A 24,781-nucleotide genomic window follows, 5' to 3' on the forward strand; every position below is an offset into this window, starting at 1 on the left:
GCCACTTGCTTGCCCCTGCTCCAGGGGCTGGTCAGTTGCACCATGGCGGCCCGGCCTCGCTTATTCGGGCCCAAGAGGGGTCTAACCTAGTAGTTGGGATCCTGATATCGAACCTGTGGAGGCGAGCCATGAAAGTCCTGAGCATATTGTTGGTGGGCATCCTGTGTTTCAGCAGCAGTGGCCTGGCGCTGGCGGCAGGGGGAGGCGGCAGCAGTGGTGGTGGGAGCAGCGGGGGCGGAGCAGCAGGCTCATCGTCGACCCAGCGGCAACTGCAGCGGGTCGAGCAACTGGTCGGGGCGCAGCAATGGCAGCAGGCCGAGGCGCTGTTGCGGGATCTGCGCCAGGACGCGGCCAACTCCGCCGACGTCTGGAACTGGTCAGGCTACGTGGCCCGCAAGTCTGGCCGCTTGGCGCAGGCCTTTCCCTATTACGACAAGGCGCTGAGGCTAGATCCGGAGCACCGTGGCGCTCACGAGTATCTGGGGGAGGCCTATCTGCAAAATGGTGAACCCCAGAAGGCGCAGGAGCAGCTGTGGATCTTGCAGGGCCTGTGCGGGCGATGCGAGGAAGCGGACGATCTGTCCGCCGCGCTGAGGGCGGCGCCCCAGCCGAAGAAGCCGACTTCCTCCTTCCTGCTCGGCAGCTGAGTCCTTATCGGGAGCGGCCAGATGGCGGGCGCACTATAAAAAAAGCCCTTGTTAACAAGGGCTTTTTCAATCAGTTCAGCAACCGAAGCGATCACTCGATGTTCTGGATCTGCTCGCGCATCTGCTCGATCAACACCTTCAGCTCGACCGCGGACTGGGTCACCTCGGCGTTGATGGATTTCGAACCCAGCGTGTTCGACTCGCGGTTGAACTCCTGCATCATGAAGTCGAGGCGACGGCCACAGGCGCCGCCCTTCTTCATGATCTTGATGGTCTCGCTGATGTGCATCTCCAGCCGATCCAGCTCCTCGGCCACGTCGATCTTCTGGGCCAGCAGCACGATTTCCTGCTCGATGCGGGCCGGATCCAGCTCCACCTTGGCCTCGGTCAGGCGGTCGGTGAGCTTCTGGCGCTGCCACTCGATGATCTGCGGCAGGTGTACCCGTACCTTCTTCACTTCCACCTGGATGCCGTCCAGACGCTGCTCGATCAGCGCCTTGAGGTTGGTCCCTTCGCTGGCGCGGGAGGCGAGGAAGTCTTCCATGGTCTGGTCAAAGCCGCCGAGCAGCTCGGTGGCGACCGCGTCCATGTCCTGCTCGGCGGCAGCCATGACGCCGGGCCAGCGCAGCACGTCGACCGGGTTGAGCTGGCCCTGGCCAGCTTCTTTCATCACCCAGTTGGCGCTGTCGATGATCAGTTTGGCCAGCTCTTCATTGATGTGCAGCTGGCTGGCGGCAGCCTGGGCCGCCTCGAACCGCAGGTTGCACTCCACCTTGCCGCGCTGCAGCTTGGCACGGAAACGCTCACGCAGCACCGGCTCCAGGCTGCGCAGCTGCTCGGGCAGGCGGATGTAGGTTTCCAGATAGCGCTGGTTGACCGAACGAATTTCCCAAACGGCTGTGCCCCAGTCGCCCTTGAATTCCTTGCGGGCGTAGGCGGTCATGCTGTGAATCATTGATTGTTCCGGGCTTGATGAAGTGTGGGGCCAGTATACTCAGCCAGGCTTGCCCCGTCAGCCGACAGCGTGGTTTTAGCGGCTGATATTTGGGCTGGGATGGCTTATACTCCTGCGCCAATTCAGCCAGCCCAGAGGTCAGTCCCATGTCCCGTCCCAGCGATCGCAGTGCCGCGCAAGTGCGCCCGGTTACCATCACCCGCCACTTCACCAAACATGCAGAAGGCTCGGTACTGGTGGAGTTCGGCAGCACCCGCGTGCTCTGCACCGCCAGCGTCGACACCAGCGTGCCGCGTTTCCTGAAGGGCAAGGGCCAGGGCTGGGTCACCGCCGAGTACGGCATGCTGCCGCGCTCCACCCATTCGCGCATGAACCGTGAAGCCGCCGCCGGCAAGCAGAGTGGTCGCACCCTGGAGATCTCCCGGCTGATCGCCCGCTCCCTGCGCGCCGCCGTGGACCTGACCGCCCTGGGCGAGCACTCCATCACGGTGGACTGTGACGTGCTGCAGGCCGACGGTGGCACCCGCACCGCCGCCATCACAGGTGCCTGCGTGGCGCTGGTGGACGCGCTGAACTGGATGGTGGAGAAGGGTCTGCTCAAGCAGAGCCCGCTCAAGCAGATGATCGCGGCTGTCTCCGTCGGCATCTTCCAAGGGGAAGCCATCTGCGATCTGGAGTACCTCGAGGACTCCGCCGCCGAGACCGACATGAACGTGGTGATGACCGAGGATGGCCGTATCATAGAGGTGCAGGGCACCGCCGAGGGCGAACCCTTCACCCACGAGGAGCTGCTGGCCATGCTGGCGCTCGCCAAGGGCGGCATCGACGACATCATCGCGCTGCAGAAGCAGGCGCTCTCTTGAATTTCTGATTTGAAAAACGCGGCATTGACCGCGTTTTTTTATACCCCCACGCAAGTAAACGACAAGCCAAGCAAGGAGCCAGAATGAAAGCCTACCAGCGTCAATTTATCGAGTTCGCCCTGGAGAAACAGGTTCTCAAATTCGGTGAGTTCACCCTGAAATCCGGCCGCAAGAGCCCCTACTTCTTCAACGCCGGCCTGTTCAACAGCGGTCGCGATCTGGCCCGCCTCGGCCGCTTCTATGCCGCCGCCCTGATGGATGCCGGCATCGAGTTCGACGTGCTGTTTGGCCCGGCCTACAAGGGGATCCCCATTGCCTCCGCCACCGCGGTGCAGCTGGTGGAGCAGCACGACGTGGACGTGCCCTGGTGCTTCAACCGCAAGGAGGCCAAGGATCACGGCGAGGGCGGCAACCTGGTGGGCAGCCCGCTCAAGGGGCGCATCATGCTGGTGGATGACGTCATCACCGCCGGCACAGCCATCCGCGAGTCCATGGATCTGATCCAGGCCAACGGTGCCTCCCTGGCCGGCGTGCTGATCGCGCTGGATCGCCAGGAGAAGGGCAAGGGCGAGCTCTCCGCCATTCAGGAAGTCGAGCGTGACTACGGCGCCCACATCATCGCCATCATCCAGATGGGGGATCTGATCCAGTATCTGGAAGAGAAGCAGCTAGAGCAGCCTGAGCTGGCGGAGCAGTTGACCGCCATGCGGGCCTACCGTGCCCAGTACGGCATCTGATCGCCGTCTCCGGAGTGTTAAATGCGGCGCCTTTTGGCGCCGTTTTTTATGCGAGCAAAAAGTGAGTGCGGTCGCTTGAGCTTACCCTTACTGTAAAGGTTAAGGTTTGCTGGTCTATCCGAGGAGGATTGTCATGACCATGCATATTCAACTTCCCATCAGCGGCATGAGCTGCGCGAACTGCGCCAGCCGGATCAGCACCGCCCTCAACAAGCTCGACGGGGTGCAGGCCACCGTCAACTTCGCGCTGGAGCAGGCGGCCATCGAACTGAGCCAGGATGCCCGGCTGCCCGAGGTGCTGGACAGCATAGAGGCGCAGGGCTACGGCTATGGCAGCGAGTCGTTGTCGTTCCAGATCAGCGGCATGACCTGTGCCGGTTGCTCGGCCCGGCTCGGCAAGATGCTGACCGCCTTGCCGGGTGTCCTCTCGGCTGACGTGAACTTCTCCCTCGAGCAGGCCCGCATCACCCTGGTGCCGGGGGCGCAGACGCCGGCCTCGCTGCGTGGGCAGATCGAGGCGCTCGGCTTCGGTGCCCGGCTGGCACAAGGCAGTGCCAGCGCCCGCCGTCAGCAGTTGCAGGAGCGTGAGGCGCAGGAGGCGGCCATCGCCCACAAGGCCTTGATCCAGGTGGTTGTCTCGGCCCTGCTGACGCTGCCGCTGCTGGTGGGGATGGTCGCCATGGCCGGGCTGCTGCCCTGGCATCTGCCGGCCTGGCTGGAGCTGGCGCTCGCCACCCCGGTGCAGTTCTGGATCGGGGCCCGCTTCTATCGCGGCGCCTGGCTGGCCCTCAAGAACCGCTCCGCCAACATGGATGTGCTGGTGGCGACCGGTACCAGCGCCGCCTACTTCTACAGTCTCTACCTGTTGCTGACCCTGGGGGCGGCCGCCAGCGGCAAGCTCTACTTCGAGGCGAGTGCCATCATCATCACCCTGATCTCGTTAGGGAAGTTGCTGGAGGCGCGCGCCCGGCGCAGCACCCAGTCCGCCATTCGCGAGCTGATGGCGCTGCGTCCCGAGACCGCCACCGTCTGGCGCGGCGAGGGGTGGCAGAGCCTCTCTGTCGACGAGGTGCTGCGCGGCGATCGGCTGCGGGTGCTGGTCGGTGAACGGGTGCCGGTGGATGGCAAGATCACCAGCGGCGAGAGCGAGCTGGATGAATCCATCCTCACCGGCGAGAGCCTGCCGGTGCTGCGCGCACTGGAGGATGCCGTGCTGGGCGGTGCCATCAACCGCTCCGGCGTGCTGGAGATCGAGGCCACCACAGTGGGGGAAGACTCCAGCCTCAGCAAGATCATTGCCCTGGTGGAGAGTGCCCAGATGGGCAAGGCCCCGTTGCAACAGCTGGTGGACAAGGTCTCCGCGGTGTTCGTGCCGGTGGTGATGGCCATCGCCCTGCTCACCTTGCTGGTGTGGTACGCCATCGGCAACGACTTCGGCCAGGCGCTGCTGGCGGCGGTGGCCGTGCTGGTGATCGCCTGTCCCTGCGCCCTGGGGCTGGCCACGCCGGCCGCCATCGTCACCGGCACCGGGGTGGCGGCGCGCCACGGCATCCTGATCAAGGACGTGGATACCCTGCAAAAAGCCCATGCCATCAAGGCGCTGATATTCGACAAGACCGGCACCCTCACCCAGGGCAAGCCCGTGCTGGCGAGCTGGAGCGGCACCCCGGCGCAACTGCGCCTGGCCGCCGCCCTGCAACAGGCGAGTGAACACCCGCTGGCGCTGGCCATGCGTGAGGCGGTCAGTGGCGATGCCCTGCCGCAACCGGACGAGGTGGAGGTGCGGGTTGGTGCCGGCATCCTCGGCAAGGTGGCGGGTCATGAGGTGGCCATCGGCAACCCCTCCCTGCTGAGCGCGCTCGGGATCTCGATGCCGCAGCAGGATGAGGCGGACGGCGATGGCGCGACCCGGGTCTGGGTCGCCATCGACGGCGTGGCGGTTGGCATCGCCGCCCTGGCCGACACCCTGCGCCCCGAGAGCCCGGCCGCCATCGCCACTCTGCGCCAGCGCGGCATCGCCTGCTGGCTGGTGAGTGGCGATGCGCCGGCCCCCGTGGCCTATATCGCCGCCAAGCTGGGGTTGGACGGGGCCTTCGATTCTGTGCTGCCCGCCGGCAAGGTGGCCAAGGTCGAGGCGCTGCGCGCCCAGGTCGACGGCCTGGTGGCCATGGTCGGGGACGGGGTGAACGACGCTCCGGCACTGGCGGCGGCCGATGTGGGGATCGCCATGGGCTCAGGCTCCGACGTGGCGATGGAGACCGCCTCCATCACTCTCATGAGATCGGATCCGCGGCTGGTGGCCGACGCCATCGACATCTCGGCGGCGACCTGGCGCACCATACAGCAGAACCTGTTCTGGGCCTTCGTGTTCAACGTGGTCGGCATTCCGCTGGCTGCGTTTGGCTACCTCAGCCCCGAACTGGCGGGGGCGGCCATGGCCCTGAGCAGCATCACCGTATTGAGCAATTCCCTGTTACTGAAACGCTGGCAGCCCAAGGCGGCGAGCCATGCCGGCACTCATTAGAACATTTAAGGAGGCACAGATGAACATCAGCAAGGTTGCCAAGGCCACCGGCCTGACCGCCAAGACCATCCGCTACTACGAGAGCATCGGCCTGATCGCGGCGCCCGTGCGCAGCGATAACGGCTACCGCAGCTATAACGACGGGGCGCTGCGGGAGCTGCGCTTCGTCAAGCGGGCGCGGGAGACGGGCTTCAATCTGGAGGAGTGCCAGGAGCTCTTGGCACTCTACCGGGACGAGCACAGGACCAGCGCCCAGGTGAAGAAGCTGGCGCAGGAGAAGATCGTCGACTTGCGGGCCCGCATCCAGGGCCTGCAGGCCATGCTGGCCTCCCTCGAGGAGGTGGTGGGCTGCTGTCACGGCGACGAGAGCCCGGAGTGCCCCATCCTCGACGAGCTGGATCGCGGCTGATCTGGCCGGGGTTGCCGGGTCGCCCCGCGCTCGTGGCGGGCCCGGCGGTCTCCCGGCCTGAGCCGGTGCCGATCGGGTTTCTTTCCACGCGCTGGCTGAGCGGCAGCATAATAGCGGGCAATTGATTGTTGGCCTGGAAGGGGGAGTGCTAAACTGCCCGGCTCTTGAACAGGGAGTATCCAGTTGACCCAGAGTGTCACACGCCAGGTGCGGCAAGCCATCATGGCCCAACTCTATGCCCACGCCTCGTTCAGCCTGCCTTGTCTGGCGCTGTTGGCGCTCGGCTGGAGCCTGCTGTTTCACGACTATCTGCCGGCCGGGGAGGCGCTGGGTTGGCTGGGGCTGATCTGCCTGCTGCTGCTGGCACGCTGGTGGCACCTGCGCTGGCGCCGGCCAAGGCTGGCGCAGATCCCCTTGCCGGTGCTGGAGCGGGAGCTGTTCATCGGGGTCACCATCACCTCCATCCTCTGGGCGCTCGGGGTGCTGCTCTACATGGATCGGCTGCCCGACACCTATCGCGCCGCCATGATGATGCTCGCCAGCCTGATCCTCACCGGCAGCGCCATCATGCTGTTCGGCTGTCGCCGTGCGCTCTATGGCGCCGTGCTGCCGCTCGGCCTCGCCATGCTGTTCGAGCTGGGGGGCGGCAACGAGCAGGAACGCCTCGTCTCCTGCCTGCTGGCGGGTTACCTGTTCGTGTTTCTGCCGACCCTGTTGCGCCGCCTGCGGCGGGATCAGGTGGCCTCCCTCTATCACCGCTTCGCCAACGCGGATCTGGTGGCCGAGCTCAAGACGGTGTCCGAGCACCTCAGGCTCACCTCCCGGCTGGACGGGCTGACCGGCATCGCCAACCGGGCCCACCTCGACGACACCCTGGCACGCGCCTGGCGTCGCTGCCAGCGGGCCAGGGCGCCCCTCTCCCTGGTGCTGGTGGACGTGGATTACTTCAAGCAGTTCAACGATCTCTACGGCCATCAGCTGGGAGACGACTGTCTGCAACAGGTGGCCTGCCTGCTGGCCGAGGTGCTGCGGCGGGAGGACGATCTGGCCGCCCGCTACGGCGGGGAGGAGTTTGCCCTGCTGCTGCCCTGCACCGGCCTGCAGGGGGCCATCCAGATCGCCGAGCAGGTGCGCAGGGCCCTGCGTTCCCTCGGCATCCCGCACCAGAAATCCCTGGTCTCCGGCCGGGTCAGTTGCAGCTTCGGGGTGGCCACCCTGGTGCCGGATCCCAGCCTCTCGACCGCAGAGCTGATCCAAAAAGCGGATGCGGCGCTCTATCAGGCCAAGCATAATGGGCGGGATCGTATCGAAGTAGCCTTGATGGGTAAGGTTGCCTGAGTTTCACATGACAGATTTAAAGAGGTCGTCTATGCAATGTCATCGTATCGAAGAGCTGCTGGAGCTGCTGCAGCCCGCCTGGATCAAGGAACAGGATCTCAGCCTGGTGCAGTTCGTCAGCAAACTGGCGGCAGAGGCCGGTTATGACGGCGCCCTGGCCGAGCTGACCGACGACATGCTGATCTACCACCTCAAGATGCGGGAGTCCGACAAGCAGGCGATGATCCCGGGCCTGGCCAAGGATCATGTCCCCGACTTCAAGGAAGCCCTGCTCAAGGCGCGCGGCATCAAGTAAAGCTTGCTCCTGCGGCAGGCTATGAGGTTTTCAAAAGAATCTCTAAAAAGAGCCCATAGTCAACCGACTATGGGCTCTTTTTGTTAGCCGAAATTGCGACAACACTCGAACTATAGATACATTTAACCCACACAATTAGCAGGCTGTTTAAGATATAATCGGCTTCATAACAATATGAGTGGAGCTATGTGTTGAAATGGCCGACCAGGACAAGATCGATATCAAGGATGTCACCGGCGATGTCACCGGGACCTTCAATCCCAACACGTTCAAAGCCGGCGATGACAGGTTCAACCCCGGTAACAGCATCTATGTGAGATCCCAGACCGGCTACTGGCAGCGGGTGCGCAAGGCCATGGGCTGGTTCTTCGTCGCCCTCTTCGTCACCCTGCCCCTGCTGCGCTACGACGGCCGCCAGGCGGTGCTGTTCGATCTCGAACACCAGCAGTTCCACATCTTCGGCGCCACCATCTGGCCGCAGGATCTGACCCTGCTGGCCTGGGTCTTCATGATCGCCGCCTTTGCGCTCTTCTTCGTGACCACCTTCCTCGGCCGGGTCTGGTGTGGCTACCTCTGCCCGCAGACGGTGTGGACCTTCATGTTCATCTGGTTCGAGGAGAAGCTGGAAGGCTCCGCCAACAAGCGCCGCAAGCTGGACGCGGCCCCCTGGAGCGGCGAGAAGCTGGCGCGCAAGGGCACCAAGCATCTGGCCTGGCTCCTGCTGTCGCTCGGCACCGGCCTCACCTTCGTCGCCTACTTCCAGGATGTGTTCCAGCTGGTACCGGAATTCTTCACCCTGCAGGCGAGCGGCTGGGTCATCTTCTGGGTGCTGTTCTTCGCCGCCTGCACCTACGGCAACGCCGGCTGGATGCGCGCCATCATGTGCATCCACATGTGCCCCTACGCCCGCTTCCAGTCCGCCATGTTCGACAAGGACACCTACATCGTCGGCTACGACAGCAAGCGCGGCGAGACCCGCGGCGCCCGCAGCCGCAAGGCCGATCCCAAGGCGCTGGGGCTGGGGGACTGCATCGACTGCGATCTCTGCGTGCAGGTCTGCCCGACCGGCATCGACATCCGCGACGGCCTGCAGTACGAGTGCATCAACTGTGGCGCCTGCGTCGATGCCTGCGATCAGACCATGGATCGGATGGGCTATGCGCCCGGCCTCATCAGCTACACCACCGAGCACAAGCTGGCCCACAACGTCACCCAGGTGGCGCGGCCCAAGTTGCTCGGCTATGGCCTGGTGATGGTCATCATGCTGGGGGTGTTCGTCTACAACGCCATGTCCATCATGCCGATGGGGCTCGACATACTGCGGGATCGCAACCAGCTGTTCCGCGAGAACAGCGAGGGGCTGATTGAGAACACCTATACCCTCAAGATCCTCAACAAGACCCTGCAGCCCCAGACCTATCAGCTGGACGTGGAAGGGCTGCCGGAGCACCAGTGGTTCGGCCCGCGCGAGGTGACTCTCAAACCAGGGGAAATCTTCACCCTGCCGGTGAGTGTGGCGGTGGACCCCTTCAACCTGAAGCGACCGACCCTGGACATCCAGTTCGTGCTGAAGCGGGAAGGGGCGGCAGAGGGCGACAGCAAGGGCACCCTGCGCCAGGCCAGCAAGTTTATCAGCCGGCTGTGACGGGCCTTGGCCTTGAGCGGAGTGGGTCCGCCATGGCGGCCGTTCCCTGCCCAGGTGCAACCCGGCCAGCGTATCGGCCGGTGCCGAGGGCGGTATTCATCCGCCATCTCGGATAGAATGGGGCGCAACAGCGCCCCTTTCTCATGGTGGATGACATGCGTTTCAACTATTCCGACCTCAATCCCGATCTCATCATGGATGCGATCGATCTCAGCGGCCTGCGCATCGATTCCGGCCTCATCGAGCTCAACAGCTATGAGAACCGGGTCTACCAGTTCCAGGATGAGGATCGCCGCCGCTTCGTGGTGAAGTTCTATCGTCCCGGTCGCTGGAGCCGGACCCAGATCCTGGAGGAGCACGGCTTCTCCGCCCGCCTCAACGAGGCGGAGATCCCGGTGGCGGCGCCGCTCGCCTTCGCCGGTGAGACTCTGCTGGAGCATCAGGGCTACCCCTTCGCCATCTGGCAGAGCGTGGGGGGCCGTCAGTTCGAGGTGGACAACCTGGATCAGCTGGAGTGGGTGGGGCGCTATCTCGGCCGCATCCACCGCATCGGCGCCAGCCGCCCCTTCCATCACCGCGTCCGGCTGGACGTGGAGAGCATGCTGCACGAGCCGCGCCAGCTGCTGGCGGCCGGTGAGTGGGTGCCGAGCGGGCTGGCCAAGCAGTTCTTCGGGGTGCTCGACGAGCTGATCCGGCATGTCTGCGACGCCATGACCCTGGACGTGGCCCAGATCTCCCTGCACGGGGATTGCCACCCCGGCAACATACTGTGGCGCGATGGCCCCATGTTCGTCGATCTCGATGACTGCCGCACCGGCCCCGCCATCCAGGATCTGTGGATGCTGCTGTCCGGGGATCGCAACGAGCAGCTGATCCAGCTCGATACCCTGCTGGCCGGCTACGAGGAGTTCATGGAGTTCGACCCGCGGGAGCTGGCGCTGATCGAGCCACTGCGGGCCATGCGCATCGTTCACTACATGGCCTGGCTGGCCCGGCGCTGGGAAGATCCGGCGTTTCCGCGCCACTTCCCCTGGTTTGGCACCGATCACTACTGGCACCAGCAGATCGCGACCCTGCATGACCAGCTCGCCGCCCTGCAGGCCCCGCCGCTGTCACTGACGCCGGGGTGGTGATGCCAGGGATGGGGATGCTGTTTGCAGATCGCCATCCCTGAGCACGATCAGCTCGCCGCCCTGCAAGCGCCGCCGCTGTCGCCGGGGTGGTGATGCCGTTTGCGGGTCCTCGTGCCCGCTGGCGATCCTGCCTGGCTCGCCTTGGGCATTGACGGCAAGAGGGTGACGCAATAGGCTTGGACTGCTTCGGTTCGCCGGGCGTGCCTCACAGTGATCCCTTAACAGGAAACGTCATGAAAAAAGTACTATTTTTCCTCGCTGCCATGCTGATGATCCCCATGGTTCACGCCGCCCCGGAATTCAAGGAAGGCGTCAACTATGACGTGGTCACCCAGACCGGCAGCGCCCAACCGGAAGTGCTGGAGTTCTTCTCCTACTTCTGCCCGCACTGCGCCAAGTTCGAGCCGATTGCCGAGGATCTGAAGAAGAACCTGCCGGAAGGCGTGCCGATGAAGAAGAACCCGGTGGCCTTCCTGGGTCGCGAGATGGGTCCCGAGATGCAGCGTGCCTATGCGGTCGCCAACCTGCTGAACGTGGAAGGCAAGCTGACCCCGGCCATCTTCGACAAGATCCATACCCAGCGTCAGATGCCGCAGAGCCGTGCTGACGTGAAGCAGATCTTCGTGGACAACGGGGTGCCGGCCGAAGAGTTCGACGGTGCCGTCGACAGCTTCGCGGTCTCCGGCATGGTCTCCCAGTTCGATCGCAACACCGAGAGCTACAACGTGCGCGGTGTGCCGGCCTTCCTGGTCAACGGCAAGTACATGGTGAAGATTGAATCCATCACCTCCCAGGAGCAGTTCAACCAGCTGGTGAAGTACCTGCTGGCCAAGAAAGACTGATCCCGCCTGACCTCATGAAAAAAGCCCGCCGGTGCGAACCGGCGGGCTTTTTTGTTTTTTACGGCCATCTCGGCGGGCAAGGCAGACGGAGGTTAATCCGGATTCAGATCTGGCAGTCCCGCTGGGACGGCGCCGGCCGCGGCAGCCGGGTGCGACGGCTGATGGCCTCCGCCAGCCAGACCAGCAGCAGTATGGCCAGGATCAGGGTGGCCGCCTGATCGTAACGGAACAGGCTCAGGGACACATAGAGCTGCTGCCCCAAGCCGCCGGCGCCCACCACCCCGAGGATGGTGGCTGCGCGCAGGTTCATCTCGCCACGATAGAGGCTGTAGGCCAGCCACTGGCGCGCCACCAGCGGGAACAGGCCGTACCAGAAGCTGGCGATGCGACCGGCGCCGCTCAGCTGCAGGGCGAGGCGAGGGGCCTGATCCGCATTCTCCAGCGTCTCCACGAACAGCCGCGCCAGCACCCCGGTGGTGTGCAGCGCCAGCGCCAGTATGCCCGCCACCGGCCCCAACCCGACCGCGATCACCAGCAGGCTGGCGAAGATGAGCTCGGGCACGGAGCGCAGCAGGTTGAACAGCAGCCGCAGCGGCCAGCAGTGACGGGCGAGGCAGGCCAGCGGCAGGGCCAGCAGGGCGCTGAGCAGGGTGCTCAGCAGCGCCATCTGCACCGTATCGAGAAGGCCGGTACCCACCGTCAGCAGGAAGGGCGTCGACCAGTCCGGCTGCAGAAACTCGCCGATGAACTGCCCCACTCCGCCGAAGGAGAAGCTCAGCATGCGCCAGTCGAGCTGGTGGAACGCCAAGGCGCCGGCCAGCCCCAGGCAGGCCAGCAGTTGCAGCCCGGGGGAGCGGCTGTGGCGCAGCCAGGCGCTGAGGCCGTCGGCCAGGCTCACCAGCAGGATGAAGGCCAGCAGCAGGGTCACCACCTCGCCGCCGGCAAACATGCGCAGGGAGAGTTCGAGCTGCTGGCCGAGCCCGCCGGCGCCGACGAAGCCCATGATGACGGAGGCGCGCAGGGCGCACTCCCAGCGAGAGACGGTGTAGGAGAGCAGCTCCTGGCGTACCGCGGGCAGCACTCCATACCAGAGCGCCTGCAGGCGGCCGCTGCCACTGAGCAGCAGGGCGCGGGCCGGTTGCAGGGCGCCGCTCTCCATGATCTCGTTGTAGACCTTGGCCAGCATGCCGCCGTAGCTGACGGTGATGGCCAGGATGGCGGCCAGGGGCCCGAGCCCGGACAGCCGCACGAACAGCAGCGCCCAGATGAGCTCGGGCAGGCTGCGCAGCAGGATGGCGATCAGCCGGCTGAGGGCCCGCAAGGCACCGCGCAGCGGGCTGGGAATGGGGCCCAGCTCGGCCAGCGACAGGGCGCGGGAGCCGAGCAGGGCGAACGGGACGCCGAGCAGCAGGGCACCGGCCAGCCCCAGGGTGGCGACCGCCAGGCTCTCCAGGGCAGCGCTCAGGGTCAGGCCGAGAAAGTCCTGATCCATGCGGGGTGGCCAGCTGGTGGCGAGGAAGTTGCCCATCTGCCGCCAGCTCTGGCCGTCAAACAGCCCGAGCCAGCCCTCGGCATGCTGCCACAGGCTGAAGCCGATCAGTGCCAGCAGCCAGGGCAGGGGATGGCGCCAGCGGTCCGTCAGCCCAGGCACGCATCCACCTCGTCATCGCCGGCGTAGAGCGCGCTCAGCATGGCGGGGGTGACCGCCTGGGCGGGGCAGTCGAACTGCACCCGTCCCTCGCGCAGGCCTATGATGCGGGGGAAGCGCTCGAGCGCCAGCTCGACCGCATGCAGGTTGGCGATGAGCGTGCTGCCCCGGGCGCGGGCCTGGGCCAGCAAGGCGTCCAGGCTGCTGCGGGCGAGCACGGGATCGAGGGCGGAGACAGGCTCATCGGCCAGGATCAGGTCCGGCTGTTGATAGAGCACCCGGGCTATGCCGACCCGCTGCAACTGGCCGCCGGAGAGCTCGCCGCAGCGCTGCTGCCACTTGTCGGCGAGGCCGAGGCGGGCCAGCTCGGCCCTGGCCCCATCGGGGTCGCAGGGGCGCAGCAGCGAGAGCAGGGCGCGGCCGAGGGACCACTGGCCGAGCCGCCCGGCCAGCACGGCGGTCAGCACCGGCTGGGAGGCGGGCAGGGGCGGCTGTTGCCAGACCATGCCGATCCGGCTGCGCAGCCGTTGGCGGGCGTGGCTGGAGAGCGCCCAGGGATCCTGCCCCCAGAGGCTGAGGCTGCCCTCCCCGCGCAGCTCGGTGCCGAGCAGGCGCAGCAGGCTGGTCTTGCCCGCCCCGCTCGGCCCTATGATGGCGACGCACTCACCCGCCTCCAGCCGCAGGCTGAACGGGTGCAGGATGCGGCTCTGGCCGAGCCGCAGTCCTTCCCCTGTCAAGGCGACGGCGATCACTTCAGCAGGCCGGCCTGGGTCGCGGCGGCTTCGATGCCCAGGTAGTTCTCGGGCTTGGTCTCGATGAAGCGGCTGGCCCGTTGCAGCTTGAGTATCTCGGCCTGGGCCGGAACGGCGGGATCCAGCTTGAGGAAGGCCTGCTTGATCTTCTCCTGCAGCGCCGGGTCCAGGTCGCCGCGCACCGTCCAGTTGTAGTCAAAATAGGTCGGCGTGGTCCAGATCACCTTCACCTTGGCGGTATCGACCTTGCCCTCTTCCACCAGCTTGTCCCACACAGAGGCGTTGAGCGCACCGGCCGGCACCTTGCCGGAGGCGACCCAGGCGACGGTGGCGTCGTGGGCGCCGGAGAAGGCGACATGGGCGAAGTCACGCTCCGGCACTATGCCTTGCTCGGCCAGGAAGTGGCGCGGCATCAGGTGGCCCGAGGTGGAGGAGGGGGAACCGAACGCGAAGTCCTTGCCCTTGGTGTCGGCCAGGGTCTTGATGCCGCTGTCCGCGTTGGCGATGAATTTGGAGGTGAACTGGGCATCTTCCTGACGCTGTACCAGCGGTACTACCTTGTCGGCCCGGCGATGGGCCTGCACGTAGGTGAAGCCCCCGAGCCAGGCCATGTCGAGCTTGCCGGAGGCCAGCGCCTCCACCACGGCGGCGTAGTCGTTGACCGGCACGAACACCACCTCGCGGCCGGTCTGCTCAGCCAGGTAGTCACCCAGCGGGGCAAACTTGCGCTGCAGCTCGGTGGGAGCCTCGTCCGGAATGGCGGAGACGCGCAGCGGCTCGGCGGCGGTGGCGCCCAGGCTGGCGAGCAGGGTGGTGAGGGCAAACATCCATTTACGAGTCATGGCAGTTCCTTGTGGTCTGTCGTTCGGGCAAGAGAAAGGCCCGACAACTGTCGGACCTGGCAAGTGAATCATGGTAGGGCGCCGGCGGCGTGATGCACAAGGCGGCGCCCCTAAAAAGCTACCTTACACCCCGACGTGAAACGCCTGCTTGAGGTTGCGGATGAAGTCCGCATCCCGGCACAGGGTCTTGCCCGGGCTGTCGGAGATCTTGGCGACCGGGCCACCGTTGCACTCCATCAGCTTGAAGACGATGTTCATCGGGCTGACGCCGGGCAGATCGCAGGTGAGCTTGGTGCCGATGCCGAAGCTGGTGTTGATGCGGCCGCGGAAGTGGCGGAACAGCTGCACCGCCTTGTCGAGGTTGAGGCCGTCGGAGAACACCAGCGTCTTGTCTCTGGGGTCTATGCCGAGCCGCTGATAGTGGCTGATGGCCTTCTCGCCCCACACCACGGGATCGCCGGAGTCGTGGCGCAGGCCCTGGTAGCGGCTGGCCAGCTCGAAGTCGAAGTCGCGCAGGAAGGCATCCATGGTGATGCAGTCGGTCAGGGCGATCCCCAGGTGGTTGGTGAACTCGTCCAGCCAGCTGGTGAGGGCCGCGCGCTGGCTGTGCTCCAGCGGGAAGCCGAGCTGCTGGTGGGCCTGGAACCATTCGTGGGCCTGGGTGCCCACCGCCGGCAGCCGGTATTTCTGAGCCAGCTGGTAGTTGCTGGTGCCCTTGAATGCCGGCAGGCGCTCCTTGAGACGGCCCACCACGGCGTCCTGCACCGCGTGGGAGAAGCGGCGGCGGGTGCCGAAGTCGATGAGGTTGAAATCCTGCATCTCCGCCGGGCTCAGCTCATGCTTCAGCTTGTCGATCTTCTGATCCAGCCGATCCAGCGCCTGGCTCACCCCGAACTGGGGATAGCGAAAGCGGTTGCGCATCTCGCTGATGATGGCGAGCACAGGGATTTCCCACAGGATCACGTCCTGCCAGGGGCCCTCGACCCGCACATTGATGCGACCATCCTGCTCGAACACCCGCAGCAGGGAGGCGTCGAGCGGCTTGCGGCGCAGGTGATCGAGGTAATCGGCGGTGAAGAAGGGACGCTCGGCCAGGAAGTCGAGTTCGGGCTTGGTCAGCCGCAGGGAGCCGGCGAGGCGCAGCTGCTCCTCGATCTGGCCCATCATGGGCAGCAGATCCTCTTCATTGCGGCTGTGGAACTCGGCCACCACCTCGGCATCCGGATAGCGATGGAACACGGCCTGCTGCATGTGCAGCTTGTAGGCGTCGGTGTCGAGCAGGCTGGTGAGAATCGGCGGCATATCAGACTCCCCGCAGGCTGGTGAGCGCGATGACGTTCCCCTGCCGCATAGGTAATTTGCAGGCATCGGTGTCGAGCAGGCTGGTGAGGATAGGAGGCATATCAGACTCCTCGCAGGCGGGTGAGCGCGCTGGCTCGCCCCTGCCGCATGGAAAAGTTGCAGGCGCCGGTATCGGCTTGGCGGGTGAGGATCGGCGGCATGTCAGGCGTCCAGCAGGCGTTGTACATCGGTCAGGGTCTGGACCAGTTCGGCGCCAGCCTCGATCATCTGGGTGCGGGCCTGGGCCACAGTCTCGGGGCTGATGCCACGGCAGGCGTCGAGATGAACGATCACCCGCAGGCCGGCCCGGCGCAGTTGCAACACGCTGGTCTTGACGCAGTAGTCGGTGGCGAGGCCGCCGACCAGCACTGTGCTGACGCCGCGGGACTGCAGAAACTCGATGAGGCCTGTGCTGCGCCGCTCGGCCAGGTCGTGGAAGCAGGCGCCGTAGGGATGCAGATCCGGCTCGACCCCCTTCCAGACGAAGAAGTCGTAATCGATGGGGGCGGGCAGGCCGTCCAGCAGCTCGAAGCCCGGGGTGCCCGGCACGCAGTGCACCGGCCAGCTGAGGTCGGCGTTGGGCAGATCCAGCGGCTGCAGCATGTCGGCGGGGTCAGAGACGGCCCAGGCGGCATTGCGGGGATGGGCATCCTTGCTGCCTGCCCGCAGGCTGGCGAGGGTTGCCTGGGCGTTGAGTGCAGCCACAATTGCATCCCCACCCGCGACGGGCAGTTCGTTCGGGCAGAGGGGGGTGAAGCCCTTCTGCGCATCAATATCCAGGCTGGCGACGGTTCCCATGATTGGCTCCTGCACATACTATCCTTGTGATATTATCTACCAAACATTATTGGAAGGCGAGCAGGTCAGTCAGGATGCCGAGAATGAGTCTGGATATGGTGGTGCTGCGGTTGAACGAGGAGCGGCTCGAGCTGCTCCTCGAGACCCGCGATCGCCCCCCCTTTGCCCATAGCTGGCAGTTGCCCGCGCTGCGCATCGACGAGACGCGGGACCGGGATCTGGACGCCGCCCGCCATCGCCTGCTGGCGGAGTGGGGGCTGGGCCACTGCTACAGCGAGCAGGTCTGCACCCTCGGCAATCTGGAGCGGGATCCCCGCGGCTGGTCCACCACCCTGGTCTACCTGTGCCTGGTCGAGCCTGAGGTGGAGGTGGTGCGCGGCTGCTGGCATCCGCTCTCTGTCTTGCCGGGCATCGGCCTCGCCTTCGACCACGGCCAGCTGATCGCCAAGGGGCTGGAGCGGCTGCGCATCAAGAGCCGCTACAGCACCCTGCCACTGCAACTGCTTGGCCCCGAGTTCACCCTCTCCGAGGTGCAGCGCGCCTTCGAGGTCATCCTGCAGACCCCGATGAACACGGCGGCGTTTCGCAAGCGCATCCACCGCGCCGATATCCTGGTGGATACCGGCCGCAAGCGCACCGGCAAGCAGCGCCCCGCCATCCTCTACCGGCTGGAGAGCCCCTGCTGCGTGATGTTTGATCAGGTGATGAATGGAGCCGAAGCATGAACCATAAACCGCTACGCGTGCTGGTCAGCGCTTGCCTGCTCGGGCAGCCGGTGCGGTACGACGGTCAGAGCAAGGGGATCCTCAGCGACTGGCTGAGCGCGCTGGGGGCCGAGGGGCGCACCCTGGCCTTCTGCCCCGAGGTGGCCGGTGGCCTGCCGACCCCGCGCCCGCCCGCCGAACGGCAGGGGGAGTTGGTGGTGACTCAGTCTGGGCTGGACGTGACCGCCGAATTCGATCGCGGTGCCGAACTGGCGTTGCGGCTCTGCCAGAGCCAGGGGATCCGCTTCGCGCTGCTCAAGGAGGGGAGTCCCTCCTGTGGCAGCGGCCGCATCTACAACGGCCGCTTCGAGGGAGTTTCGGTGGCGGGTGAGGGCAAGACCACGGCCCTGCTGCGGCGCCACGGCATCAGAGTCTTCTCGGAGGATCAGCTGCCCGAGCTGGCCTCGGCGCTCACCTTGGCGATCACCGCCTCGACCTGAGCCGCCGCATCGGTCTCCTGCCACTGCGCCAGCACCCTGTCTTTCTCCTGCCAGCGCTGGTTCAGCCACTGCTGGAAGCCCCGCTTGAACTGCTTGTCGTTGAAGTAATCCCCCACCAGCGGCTCATCGACGGGCAGCTCCTCGATGCGCACCCGAATGCGCTTCATCCGCCCCATCAGGAAGTCCTTGAACGGGGTCTCGGCGTTGTCCGGATAGCTGATGGTGACGTTGATCAGGCTGTCGAACTGCTCCCCCATGGCGGCCAGGGTGAAGGCCAGCCCCGCCGCCTTGGGCGGCATCAGGTGACGGTAGGCTGAGTGCACCGCATCCCGCTTGGACTCGGTGAAACGGGTGCCTTCCACGAAGTTGATGACGGTGGTGGGGATGTGGCGAAACTTCTCGCAGGCGTTGCGGGTGGTCTCTATGTCCTTGCCGCGCAGGTGCGGGTTGCGCAGCAGGAATGCCCGCGAGTAGCGGCGCATGAAGGGCATGTCCAGCCCCCAGCAGGCCAATCCCATCAGCGGGATGTAGATCAGCTCGTGCTTCATGAAGAACTTGGGCACCGGCAGCCGGTCCCTGAACAGATGGCCCAGCACCACTATGTCGGTCCAGCTCAGGTGGTTGCTGACGATCAGATACCAGCCATCCTTGCGCAACCGGGTGTCGTCTTCGATCTGCCACTCGATGCGGGTGGTGAGGCGGATCACCAGGGCGTTGCAGCTCAGCCAGAAGCGCATGATGCCGTTGTTGATCCGGCTGCAGGCGTGGCTGAGGCCCGGGATCGGCAACAGCTTGATCAGCGACACCAGCAGGATCAGGCTGGAGACCAGGATGATGAACAATATGGTCAGGCTGGCGCTGATGAGCAGCACCAGCGGGCCGGGAAGAAAGGTGAGCATGGGTGTCGTTTACTGTGTCTCGTCCGCCAGCAGTTGGCTCAGGGTCTGATCCTTCTCGTGCCAGATCCCGTTCAACCACTGTTGAAACTCTTGTTGGAACTCGGGGTCATTGAAGTAATCCCCCACCAGATTGCGTTCGATCGGCAGATAGCGCACCCGAACCTTGATTTCCCTGACCCGCCCGCACATGAAGTCCCAGTAACTGGGGATGCCGCCCGGATAGGCGATGGTCACATCCACCAGCTGGTGCAGTTGATCCCCCATGGCCGCCAGGGTAAAGGCGACCCCGCCCGCCCTCGGGTGCAGCAGATGGCGATAGGGGGCGGCCTGCTTGTCATGCTTGTGGGCGGTGAAGCGGGTGCCCTCCACGAAGTTCATCACGCTCACCGGAATGTGGCGGAACTTGGCACAGGCCTTACGGGTTGTTTCTATGTCCTTTCCCTTCAGATGAGGGCGTTTTTCCAGAAATTTCCGGGAATAACGTCGCATGAAGGGGAAATCCAGCGCCCACCAGGCCAGACCGAGAAAAGGTACCCAAATCAGTTCTTTCTTGAGGAAAAACTTCAGGAAGGGGATTTTCTGATTAAAAATCCGCTGCAATACCAGTATGTCGACCCAGGATTGATGGTTGGCAATCACCATATACCACTCATTCCGGCGCCCTTTGTCCACTCCGACCACCTCAAAAGTGGTTCTGATGATGACTTTCTGGATCAGATTGTTGAAACCTATCCAGCAGCTGGCGCAGCCATCCAGCAGGGCGTTGCAGAGGGTACGCCAGCCCCTGATCGGCAGCAGCAGCTTGATCAGGCCGAGCAGCAGTATGGGGACAAACCAGAACAGGGTATTGAGGAAATAGAGCAGGGTCGAGAGGCTGCCGCGCAGTCGCTCTATCAGCTTGTTTTGCATGAATCGAGTCCGTCTTCTTGTCTGTGGATGACCAGCAAGTGGTCAGATCTGTGGCCATAATATCAGCCGATGGCGCGCTAAACCATGTCTGACAGCCATGGACCACATAGGACTCACTTTTCCATAATCCCAGTCATTCAGCCGCTGCGCAGGCGGGAGAGCAGCCGATCCATGGCCCTGTAGCCGAGCGCCTCGATCAGGTGTTCCTTCTCGATGGCGGGCCGGCCCGCCAGATCCGCTATGGTGCGCGACACCCTCAGTATGCGGTGCCAGGCCCGGATGCTGAGTCCGAGTTTCTGAATGGCGCTCTCCAGAAACTCGGCATCTTGCGCCGATAGTCGGCAAATATCTTCGATCTCGCGGCTATCCAGCAGGTTGTTGAGCTTGCCATTGCGGCTCAGCATCCGCTCCCGCGCCGCCAGCACCCGCTCCCGGATCTGGCGGCTCGGCTCACCGCGCTCCGCCTTGCCGGTAAGGCTGCCCTTGGGCAGCAGCGGCACCTCCACCGTCAGATCGAAGCGATCGAGGAAAGGGCCGGAGAGCTTGCCGAGATAGCGCAGGATCTGATCCGGGCTGGAGCGGGTCTGGCCGTCCCCATAGTGACCGCAGGGGCTGGGATTCATGGCGCCAATCAGCTGGAAGCGGGCGGGGAAGTTCACCTGGCGCGCGGCCCGGCTGATGGTGATGTGGCCGGTCTCCAGCGGCTCGCGCAGGGAGTCGAGCACCTTGCGCTCGAACTCCGGCAGTTCGTCGAGAAACAGCACTCCGTTGTGGGCCAGCGAGATCTCGCCGGGTCTCGGGTGGCTGCCTCCCCCCACCAGGGCCACCGCCGAGGCGCTGTGATGGGGCGTGCGATAGGGCCTGTGGTGCCAGTGGCCGACCCGGGGAGTGAGTCCGCCGATGGAGTGGATGGCGGCGGTCTGCTGCGCCTCCTGCTCGCTGAGCGGCGGCAAGATGCCGGGCAGGCGGCTCGCCAGCATGCTCTTGCCGGTGCCGGGGGGGCCTATGAACAGCAGGTTGTGGCTGCCGGCGGCGGCGATCTCCAGCGCCCGCTTGGCCTGGGACTGGCCGATCACATCCTGCAGATCCGGCACGTCTGGCAGTGTCTCCGTCCTCTGGGGCTCCGGCAGTGGCAGCTCATACTGGCCCGCCAGCCAGGCGGTCACCGCCAGCAGCTGGTGGGCGGTGCGCACCTCCGCATCCTGGATGAGCGAGGCCTCGGGGCCGTTCTCCCGCGGCACCAGCAGGGTGCGGCCCGCATCGCGGCAGGCGAGCACGGCGGGCAAGACCCCGAGTACGGGGCGGATCTCGCCGGTCAGGGCCAGTTCCCCCAAAAATTCATGATCGAGCAGGTATTTTGCCGGTATCTGCTTGGAAGCGGCGAGAATGCCGATGGCGATGGCCAGATCGAAACGGCCCCCCTCCTTGGGCAGATCGGCGGGGGCCAGGTTGACCGTGATGTGCTTGCTCGGGAACTCGAAGTTGCCGTTGAGCAGGGCGCTGCGCACCCGATCCCGCGACTCCTTCACCGAGGTTTCCGGTAATCCCACCATGTTGAAGGCGGGCAGCCCGTTGGATAAATGGACTTCTACCGTGACTTGCGGCGCCGCGATCCCCAGGCTGGCACGGCTATAAACCACAGCTAATGACATAAATCCCGTCCTTGGTTTGATGTATGTGCTGGTTAACCGTTTTTTATTAGTTTTTTGTGCCAGCCAGAGGCCGTCGGCGCGCTTGAAATCAGAGTCTTGTCAGCTAAAAAACGCTTGCCCAATAAAAATCACCGTGCTAGTTCTAATAGCCATTCGCGGTGCAAACCGCCCCTATTTCACAGGATTTCCGGTTGTAACTATGAACATGGCCTCCCGTTTCGTCAGCATTATTGTGGTCCTAGTGGTGATTATTATCTCACCGCTCGGGGCTCGTTTAGCTGCACGGAACAAGGGATAGACCCACCACCGGACAGAACGAAACAAGCGACCCCCGAGCCTCACGGCTCGGGGGTTTTTTTTCGACCAAAGGACAGGATTTCCACATGAACGGCGCGCAGTTTTTGGTACAGGCTCTCAAGAAACAGGGTGTGACCCAGGTGTTTGGTTACCCGGGCGGGGCCATCATGCCGGTCTACGATGCCCTGTATGACGGTGGTCTGGCCCATCAGCTCTGCCGCCACGAGCAGGGCGCCGCCATGGCGGCGGTGGGCTATGCCCGCGCCTCCGGCCGGGTGGGGGTCTGCATCGCCACCTCGGGCCCGGGTGCCACCAACCTGGTGACCGGGCTGGCGGAGGCGCTGCTCGACTCGGTGCCGCTGGTGGCCATCAGCGGCCAGGTAGCCTGCGCCGCCGTGGGCACCGATGCCTTCCAGGAGGTGGATGTACTTGGCATGTCCCTCTCTTGCACCAAGCACTCCTTCATGGTCACCGACCCCGCCGATCTGGGGCGGGTGCTGGCCGAAGCCTTCGCCATCGCCACCGAAGGCCGCCCCGGCCCTGTGCTCATCGATTTCCCCAAGGATATCCAGCTGGCCGCCGTGCCCACCCTGAGCCCGCTGTTTGCGGTGGCGGAGCCGGAGGCCCTCAACCTGGCCGAGATCGGCGCCGCCCGCGCCCTGCTGGCGGCCGCCGAGCGCCCCGTGCTCTACGTCGGGGGCGGGGTCGGCATGGCCAATGCCGAGGCCGAGCTGCGCGAGTTTGCCGCCACCAGCGGCATGCCGGCGGTCACCACCCTCAAGGGGATAGGGGCGCTGGATCCCGACAGCCCCGTCTATCTCGGCATGCTCGGCATGCACGGCACCAAGGCCGCCAACTACGCGGTGCAGCAGTGTGATCTGCTGCTGGTGGTGGGCGCCCGTTTCGATGATCGGGTGACCGGCAAGCTGGACGAGTTCGCCCCCCACGCCAGGGTGGTCCATCTGGACGTGGACGCCGCCGAGTTCGGCAAGCGCCGCGCCGCCGAGGTGGGCATCACCACGGATCTGAGGCTGGTGCTGCCGGCGCTGGCCATGGCCCTCGACATCGCCCCCTGGCGTGAGCACTGCGCCGCCATGGCACGGGAATATGCGTTTCGCTACGACCACCCCGGCCAGCCCATCTACGCCCCGGCCCTGCTCAAGCAGCTCTCCGAGCGTCTGCCCGAGAGCAGCGTGGTGGCCTGCGATGTGGGCCAGCACCAGATGTGGGTAGCCCAGCACATGCGCTTCACCAGCCCGCGCAACCATCTCTCCAGCGCCGGCCTCGGCACCATGGGCTTCGGCCTGCCCGCCGCCATCGGCGCCAAGATGTCGCGGCCGGATGACGAGGTGGTGCTGGTGAGCGGTGACGGCTCCTTCATGATGAACGTGCAGGAGCTCGGCACCATACGCCGCGCCCAGCTCAAGGTGAAAATGGTGCTGATCGACAACCAGCGTCTCGGCATGGTGCGCCAGTGGCAGGAGCTGTTCTTCGACGGCCGCTACAGCGAGACCATACTCTCGGACAACCCGGACTTCATCGCCCTGGCCGCCGCCTTCGGCATCCCCGGCGAGACCATCAGCCGCAAGGCGGAGATAGCGCCGGCACTGGGCCGTCTGCTGGCGAGCGAGAGCGCCTACCTGCTGCATGTCGCGATTTCAGAGGAAGAAAACGTCTGGCCCCTGGTGCCACCAGGAGTCGCCAACCACAAGATGATGGAGCAACGCCCATGAACCAGCACACATTGCATATTCACGCCCAGCCGAGACCCGAAGTGATGGAGCGGGTGCTGCGGGTGGTGCGCCACCGCGGCTTCGCGCTCTGCGCCCTCAATATGGAGCAGGATTGCCAACAGCTGCGGATCACGGTTACTGTCGAGTCGGTGCGTCCCATCCAGCAGTTGTGGAGCCAGCTGGTCAAGCTGGTGGACGTCTCCCGGGTCGATGCACTGGAACAGCAGCCCCGGATCAGCGCTTAAGGAGCAAAGCCAATGTCACAGCCTTCCCACCCCCAGTACATCTGGTTCAACGGCAAACTGGTGCCCTGGCAAGATGCCCAGGTCCACGTCATGAGCCACGCCCTGCACTACGGCTCCTCGGTGTTCGAGGGAGTGCGTGCCTACGACACCCCCAGGGGAACCTGCATCTTCCGCCTGCAGGAGCACACCCGTCGCCTGTTCGACTCCGCCAAGATCTACTGGATGGACGTGCCCTACAGCGAGGCCGAGGTGAATGACGCCTGCCGCACCGTGGTGCGCGAGAACGGCCTCAAAAGCGGCTATCTGCGCCCGCTGGCCTTTGTCGGCAACGTGGGGCTGGGGCTGCATCCGCCGCTGGATGCCAAGGCGGATCTCATGGTCGCCGCGCTGCCCTGGGGCGCCTACCTCGGTGAGGAGGGGCTCAAAAACGGGGTGGATGTGTGCGTCACCTCCTGGAGCCGGCTCGCGCCCAACACCATCCCCACCGGTGCCAAGGCCGGCGGCAACTATCTCTCATCCCAGCTGATCAGCCGGGAGGCCAAGCGCAACGGCTTCGCCGAGGGGCTGGCGCTGGACGTGAACGGCTATCTGAGCGAGGGGGCCGGGGAGAACCTGTTCCTGGTGAAGAACGGTGTGCTGTTCACCCCGCCCGCCACCGCCGCCATCCTGCCCGGCATCACCCGCGACACCATAATGACGCTGGCCAAAGATCTGGGTTATGAGGTGCGTGAGCAGGCGCTGCCGCGCGAAGCGCTGTATGTGGCAGACGAGATCTTCATGACCGGCACCGCCGCCGAGGTGACCCCGGTGCGATCGGTGGATCGGATGAAAGTCGGGGCCGGGAGCCGTGGCCCCGTGACCGAGCGGCTGCAGAATGCCTTCTTCGGCCTGTTCAACGGCCAGACCGAGGACAAGTGGGGTTGGCTGACCCCGGTCAACGACTGATCGAAGGCTGAGCGGGCGATCCGTCGCCCGCTCTCAGACCAGAGTCGGCTATGGCAAGGGCAGGTCCCTTGCCACAACCGATTTGCAGTGACAGTTTTGCATCACTAATTTGCCCAACCGGGCTCATG

General features: G+C 64.9%; 24 protein-coding genes. 15 read left to right on the forward strand and 9 right to left on the reverse strand.

Annotated elements, in window-relative coordinates; all coding sequences use genetic code 11:
• Positions 1-128 precede the first annotated feature (128 nt).
• Positions 129-647: a M48 family metallopeptidase gene (locus KW825_RS14555; RefSeq protein WP_218329610.1), complete on the forward strand. Its 519-nt coding sequence runs from the start codon at positions 129-131 to the stop codon at positions 645-647.
• Between the two features lie 91 nt (positions 648-738).
• Here the strand turns inward: KW825_RS14555 and KW825_RS14560 are convergent, their stop codons facing one another.
• On the reverse strand, positions 739-1,602 hold the full coding sequence (locus KW825_RS14560) for a YicC/YloC family endoribonuclease (protein ID WP_042654452.1): 864 nt from the start codon (positions 1,600-1,602) through the stop codon (positions 739-741).
• Positions 1,603-1,748: 146 nt separating this feature from the next.
• On the opposite strand from KW825_RS14560, the gene rph reads away from it, so the two are divergent.
• The 9 genes from rph to KW825_RS14605 all read left to right on the forward strand — a co-directional run bounded on the left by rph (position 1,749) and on the right by KW825_RS14605 (position 11,388).
• Complete coding sequence (gene rph, locus KW825_RS14565) at positions 1,749-2,465, forward strand: ribonuclease PH (RefSeq protein WP_218329611.1); 717 nt, start codon at positions 1,749-1,751, stop codon at positions 2,463-2,465.
• An 83-nt stretch (positions 2,466-2,548) separates the two neighbouring features.
• The gene (pyrE, locus tag KW825_RS14570; protein WP_218329612.1) at positions 2,549-3,202 is read left to right on the forward strand and encodes an orotate phosphoribosyltransferase; all 654 of its coding nucleotides are present in this window, start codon (positions 2,549-2,551) and stop codon (positions 3,200-3,202) included.
• 133 nt (positions 3,203-3,335) lie between these two features.
• Positions 3,336-5,726: a heavy metal translocating P-type ATPase gene (locus tag KW825_RS14575; RefSeq protein WP_218329613.1), complete on the forward strand. Its 2,391-nt coding sequence runs from the start codon at positions 3,336-3,338 to the stop codon at positions 5,724-5,726.
• Positions 5,727-5,745: 19 nt separating this feature from the next.
• Entirely contained in the window at positions 5,746-6,135 is a 390-nt protein-coding gene (gene cueR, locus KW825_RS14580) for a Cu(I)-responsive transcriptional regulator (protein WP_042654448.1), read from the forward strand.
• Positions 6,136-6,318: 183 nt separating this feature from the next.
• Positions 6,319-7,473, forward strand: coding sequence for a diguanylate cyclase (locus KW825_RS14585; protein WP_042654447.1), 1,155 nt, complete (start codon positions 6,319-6,321; stop codon positions 7,471-7,473).
• A 31-nt stretch (positions 7,474-7,504) separates the two neighbouring features.
• On the forward strand, positions 7,505-7,768 hold the full coding sequence (locus tag KW825_RS14590; RefSeq protein ID WP_042654446.1) for a YihD family protein: 264 nt from the start codon (positions 7,505-7,507) through the stop codon (positions 7,766-7,768).
• Between the two features lie 196 nt (positions 7,769-7,964).
• A complete protein-coding gene (gene ccoG, locus KW825_RS14595) occupies positions 7,965-9,413 on the forward strand; it encodes a cytochrome c oxidase accessory protein CcoG (protein ID WP_218329614.1) in 1,449 nt (482 codons plus the stop codon).
• Between the two features lie 143 nt (positions 9,414-9,556).
• Positions 9,557-10,546, forward strand: a complete 990-nt coding sequence (locus KW825_RS14600; RefSeq protein ID WP_218329615.1) for a serine/threonine protein kinase — start codon at positions 9,557-9,559, stop codon at positions 10,544-10,546.
• A 233-nt stretch (positions 10,547-10,779) separates the two neighbouring features.
• The gene (locus KW825_RS14605) at positions 10,780-11,388 is read left to right on the forward strand and encodes a thiol:disulfide interchange protein DsbA/DsbL (RefSeq protein WP_042654443.1); all 609 of its coding nucleotides are present in this window, start codon (positions 10,780-10,782) and stop codon (positions 11,386-11,388) included.
• Between the two features lie 103 nt (positions 11,389-11,491).
• Here the strand turns inward: KW825_RS14605 and phnE are convergent, their stop codons facing one another.
• From phnE to KW825_RS14630, 5 genes are all read right to left on the reverse strand, one after another.
• Positions 11,492-13,030, reverse strand: a complete 1,539-nt coding sequence (gene phnE, locus KW825_RS14610; RefSeq protein WP_256353873.1) for a phosphonate ABC transporter, permease protein PhnE — start codon at positions 13,028-13,030, stop codon at positions 11,492-11,494.
• A complete protein-coding gene (locus KW825_RS14615; protein ID WP_218329617.1) occupies positions 13,027-13,788 on the reverse strand; it encodes an ATP-binding cassette domain-containing protein in 762 nt (253 codons plus the stop codon). Before KW825_RS14615 ends, phnE begins: the two co-directional genes overlap by 4 nt.
• Entirely contained in the window at positions 13,785-14,630 is an 846-nt protein-coding gene (locus KW825_RS14620) for a putative selenate ABC transporter substrate-binding protein (RefSeq protein ID WP_218329618.1), read from the reverse strand. The genes KW825_RS14615 and KW825_RS14620 overlap by 4 nt, the downstream gene beginning before the upstream one ends.
• 123 nt (positions 14,631-14,753) lie before the next feature.
• On the reverse strand, positions 14,754-15,932 hold the full coding sequence (gene pncB, locus KW825_RS14625; RefSeq protein WP_218329619.1) for a nicotinate phosphoribosyltransferase: 1,179 nt from the start codon (positions 15,930-15,932) through the stop codon (positions 14,754-14,756).
• Positions 15,933-16,133: 201 nt separating this feature from the next.
• The gene (locus tag KW825_RS14630) at positions 16,134-16,769 is read right to left on the reverse strand and encodes a nicotinamidase (protein ID WP_218329620.1); all 636 of its coding nucleotides are present in this window, start codon (positions 16,767-16,769) and stop codon (positions 16,134-16,136) included.
• A gap of 74 nt (positions 16,770-16,843) precedes the next feature.
• Between KW825_RS14630 and KW825_RS14635 the strand changes: the two genes are divergently transcribed.
• Both KW825_RS14635 and KW825_RS14640 read left to right on the forward strand, forming a co-directional pair.
• Complete coding sequence (locus tag KW825_RS14635; protein WP_218329621.1) at positions 16,844-17,494, forward strand: DNA mismatch repair protein MutT; 651 nt, start codon at positions 16,844-16,846, stop codon at positions 17,492-17,494.
• The gene (locus KW825_RS14640; RefSeq protein WP_218329622.1) at positions 17,491-17,973 is read left to right on the forward strand and encodes a DUF523 domain-containing protein; all 483 of its coding nucleotides are present in this window, start codon (positions 17,491-17,493) and stop codon (positions 17,971-17,973) included. Before KW825_RS14635 ends, KW825_RS14640 begins: the two co-directional genes overlap by 4 nt.
• On the opposite strand, the gene KW825_RS14645 is transcribed toward KW825_RS14640, so the two are convergent.
• From KW825_RS14645 to KW825_RS14655, 3 genes are all read right to left on the reverse strand, one after another.
• On the reverse strand, positions 17,919-18,872 hold the full coding sequence (locus KW825_RS14645) for an acyltransferase (RefSeq protein WP_218329623.1): 954 nt from the start codon (positions 18,870-18,872) through the stop codon (positions 17,919-17,921). The genes KW825_RS14640 and KW825_RS14645 overlap by 55 nt on opposite strands.
• Positions 18,873-18,881: 9 nt before the next feature.
• On the reverse strand, positions 18,882-19,781 hold the full coding sequence (locus tag KW825_RS14650; RefSeq protein ID WP_218329624.1) for an acyltransferase: 900 nt from the start codon (positions 19,779-19,781) through the stop codon (positions 18,882-18,884).
• Positions 19,782-19,918: 137 nt separating this feature from the next.
• Entirely contained in the window at positions 19,919-21,433 is a 1,515-nt protein-coding gene (locus KW825_RS14655; RefSeq protein WP_218329625.1) for a YifB family Mg chelatase-like AAA ATPase, read from the reverse strand.
• 383 nt (positions 21,434-21,816) lie between these two features.
• Here KW825_RS14655 and ilvG point away from each other — a divergent pair, with 383 nt between their 5' ends.
• From ilvG to KW825_RS14670, 3 genes are read left to right on the forward strand one after another with little or no spacing between them, the layout of a single operon-like run.
• Positions 21,817-23,463 (forward strand): acetolactate synthase 2 catalytic subunit, encoded by a 1,647-nt coding sequence (gene ilvG, locus KW825_RS14660; RefSeq protein ID WP_218329626.1) that lies wholly within the window; start codon positions 21,817-21,819, stop codon positions 23,461-23,463.
• A complete protein-coding gene (ilvM, locus tag KW825_RS14665; RefSeq protein ID WP_033129032.1) occupies positions 23,460-23,708 on the forward strand; it encodes an acetolactate synthase 2 small subunit in 249 nt (82 codons plus the stop codon). The genes ilvG and ilvM overlap by 4 nt, the downstream gene beginning before the upstream one ends.
• Positions 23,709-23,720: 12 nt before the next feature.
• The gene (locus KW825_RS14670) at positions 23,721-24,653 is read left to right on the forward strand and encodes a branched-chain amino acid transaminase (protein ID WP_218329627.1); all 933 of its coding nucleotides are present in this window, start codon (positions 23,721-23,723) and stop codon (positions 24,651-24,653) included.
• The last annotated feature ends 128 nt before the right edge of the window (positions 24,654-24,781 follow it).

This window comes from Aeromonas sp. sif2433 (assembly GCF_019218705.1).
Lineage (GTDB): Bacteria > Pseudomonadota > Gammaproteobacteria > Enterobacterales > Aeromonadaceae > Aeromonas > Aeromonas encheleia.